1 protein-coding gene is annotated in these 1,522 nt (G+C 72.0%); it reads right to left on the bottom strand.

From position 1 onward, the window contains the following. On the bottom strand, positions 1-1,406 hold a 1,406-nt coding region (locus ABD481_RS46360; RefSeq protein WP_486323371.1), incomplete at its 3' end, for a protein kinase family protein. Between the last annotated feature and the right edge of the window lie 116 nt (positions 1,407-1,522).

The raw sequence follows: 1,522 nt of genomic DNA on the forward strand, positions 1-1,522 counted from the left end.
GGTGGTGGGGTGGGGGAGGGGGTGGTGGTTGGTGAGTCGGTGGGGGAGTTGGTCGGTGTGTCGGTGGGGGTGTCGGTCGGGGTGGGGGAATCCGTCAGGGTGTCGGTGGTGGAGTCGGTGGGTGTGTCGGTGGGAGATGGGGAGCCGGCGGAGTCGGAGGCGCTGTTCGCGGCGGGGGTGGCGGTGCCGGTCGGGTTGGTCGGGGAGCCGGTGACGGTGCTGGCCGCGACGGAGCCGGAGGTGTTGCGGAAGACGCCTGCGGCTGCCGCCGCGGCCACGCCGCCGACGGCCAGGACGAGGGCGCTGGTGATGAGGATCGGGGCGGTGCGGCTGCGGGAGGGGTGGTTGGGGGGTGAGGGGGGTGCGGCGGCTGAGGGGGCTGAGAAGGCTGAGGGGGCTGAGGCGGCTGAGGGGGTGCTGCCGTCGGGCGCGAGCGGGACGGTGAGGGCCGGTGCGCCGATGATGTCGGCGGCGGGAACGGTGAGTGGGAGGTCGGGGTTGTAGGGCGGCGCGGTCGGGGGACGGACCTGGGCGACGTTGACCGTCTCTTCGGGCGAGAGCGCTGAAGCGGAGCTCGCCGCCGTCCTCAGTTCGAGCATCCAGTCGTCGAGCGTGGGCCGGCCGGCGGGGTCGGCACCGAGCGTGGCGCTCGCCAGCGCGGCGAGACGCGGGGAGATGTGGCCCAGGCGCGACGGATCCCGCTCGGTCGGGTTGCGGGCGATCATGCGCGTGGCGAGCAGGCCGAACTTGAAGATGTCGGCGCTGCGGGTGGCCGGCTCCTCGTCCCCCGGGAGCTCCCAACCCGGGGTGTGGACCGGCGGCAGCACATCGGCGCCCGCGAGCCGCATCGAGTCGCAGCTCACGAAGAAAGCACGATGAGTGGAGGGGGCGAACACCAGGTTCTTCGGCGACAGGTCCCCGACACAGACGTCGAGACGGTGCAGCCGCTGAAGCGCGTCGACCACGTCGGTCAGCAGGAGAAGCCGGTCACGGTCGGAGGTGAGCAGACCGAGGTCCTGAAGGAGCCGGTCCTCGTTGAGGAGGTAAGTAGACTCCGCGACGATGTAGGCGGTTCCGGAGGAAGAGGTCTGACTGAAGTGGAAGTCCGCGGGGATGGCCCGCATCAGGAAGCCGACGACATCCGGTCCCTCGGTGACCAGCGTCTGCGGCCACGCGGTGCGCTCGCGCAGCCAGATCGCGTCGGGACCGGCACGGCCGGGGAGGTCCCCGAGAGCGTCGAGGGCGAGGGCGTCGACGTGGAAGGTCTGCTCCGGCAGATAGCGTTTGAAGGCCAGCTGGCCGCCGTGGGCGTGCCGGGGCTGGTCGAGCAGCATGATGCGGGCGCGGGCGCCGAGGTGGGCTTCGGACGCGGGCACCAGGGTGCTGATGTCGGTGCGTGCGGTCATGTCGCTCTGGCTTCCTGTGTGGTTGAGCGGACCGGGGGTGGGGTGGGGTGGGGTGGGGTGGGGTGGGGTGGGGTGCGGTGGGGTGGAGTCGGTGGTGGGGCGTCGATCAGCCTAGG

The organism is Catenulispora yoronensis (genome assembly GCF_039531695.1).
GTDB classification, from domain to species: domain Bacteria; phylum Actinomycetota; class Actinomycetes; order Streptomycetales; family Catenulisporaceae; genus Catenulispora; species Catenulispora yoronensis.